Genomic DNA, 1,605 nt, shown 5'->3' with positions numbered 1-1,605 from the left:
TAACGAACCTCGCCGCCCAGGGACTCCAGCAGGGCCACCAGTCCACGGACCAGCGCCCCCGTGCCCCCCACCGGGAAGAATGCCCCCCAGCGCCGCTCCACGAATTGAATCGACGTGTACACCGCGCTCGCGGTCGCGAATGGACTGCCGCCAATCAGCAGCGGATGGAAGCTCAACGCCTGCTGGAGTCGCGCGTCCCGGATGTGCTTCGACACCAACCCGAACATCGACCGGAACGCCTCGTCTCGCACCAGCGCGGGGGTGAACGGCGCCAGGCTCAGCACGTCCGGCACCGGCGTGCTCATCAGCGTGCCAATGCCCGCCTCGTACATCCGCTCCACGTGGGCGCACAGCGCCAGGAAGCCCGCCTCATCCCGAGGCGACAGCCGCCGCACGGACTCGCGCATCGCCTCGCGGTCCGTGTGGTAGTCGAACGTGGAGCCGTCCGGGAACCGCATCCGGTACAGCGGCGCCACGGGCCGCAGTTCCACGTGGTCCGCCATGCGTTGCCCCGCCAGCGCCCACAGTTCCTCCAGCAAGTGCGGACACGTAATCACCGTGGGGCCCGCGTCGAACGTGAAGCCGTCCTGTTGGAAGGCGTTCGCCCGCCCGCCCGGTCCATCCCTCCGCTCCAGCACCGTGACGCGCCACCCACGGGCCGCCAGCCGGATGGCCGCGGCCAATCCACCGAAACCACTCCCAATGACGAGCGCGCGTCGTCCGCCGCTTCGCGCAGCCAGGCCAGCCATCCCAGAGGGTCTCAGCACGGTGACGCGATCCATCGCACACCCGCGAGGCCCGCTCCACTCCGGCCTGCTGCCAGACATCCGTGCCGACGTCACCCGCGCTCGGTTGCGAGCCCCCAGTGCCAGGGCTACCCTCCCTCGCTTCAACGGGGAGTGCGCTCCTGCGCGCACGGGTGAAGCAATGACGGATGTACCCGGCTACCGCATCAGCAGCAGAGACGTCACCACCGCAGGCGCCTTCCAGCTCTTGCGCGCGACACGCGAGGAAGACGGCGCCTCGGTCATCCTCAAGGTCCCCGACGCGGCGCGGAGCCCCTCCGCCACCACCCGGCTTCGCCACGAGTGGGAGCTGACGAACGCACTGAACCTCGACGGCGTCCTCCAGCCCCTGGCCTGGGCCGAGGCGCGAGACGGCGTCCCCGTGCTCGTCCTGGAGGGCTTTGGTGACGCGACGCTGGCCCAACGCCTGTCCCATGGCCGCGTGGAGCCACGCGCCGCATGCCGCATCGCGCTGTCGTTGGCGCGCGCCCTGGGCGCCATCCACGAGCAGGGCATCCTCCACCGGGACCTGAACCCCAGCAGCATCCTCGTGGGCTCGGATGGCGAGTCCGTGAAGCTCACCAGCTTCACCCTCGCCACGCGCAGGCCTCGCGCAGAGGTCGCGCCGCTCGCCCCCGAGCGCCTCGAAGGCACCCTCGAGTACCTCTCCCCCGAGGGCACCGGACGCACCCACCGCAGCGTCGACTCGCGGGCGGACTTCTATTCCATGGGCGTGGTGCTCTACGAGCTGCTCACCGGGCGCCGCCCCTTCGCGGACACGGATGCGCTGGGCCTCATCCACGCCCACGTCGCCCTGCCC

At 70.7% G+C, this 1,605-nt stretch carries 2 protein-coding genes; one reads left to right on the top strand and one right to left on the bottom strand.

All coding sequences use genetic code 11. The annotated features are described in order from the left end of the window. Positions 1 to 749 (bottom strand): phytoene desaturase family protein (gene crtI, locus G4D87_RS37570; RefSeq protein WP_240358932.1); only part of this gene is annotated, 749 nt, incomplete at its 3' end. A gap of 178 nt (positions 750 to 927) precedes the next feature. Between crtI and G4D87_RS37565 the strand changes: the two genes are divergently transcribed. Beyond that, the coding region (locus G4D87_RS37565) for a serine/threonine protein kinase (RefSeq protein WP_163787562.1) at positions 928 to 1,605 on the top strand (678 nt) is incomplete at its 3' end.

This window comes from Myxococcus vastator, from assembly GCF_010894475.1.
Classification (GTDB): Bacteria; Myxococcota; Myxococcia; order Myxococcales; family Myxococcaceae; genus Myxococcus; species Myxococcus vastator.
This window is presented reverse-complemented; position numbering and strand designations above follow the sequence as displayed.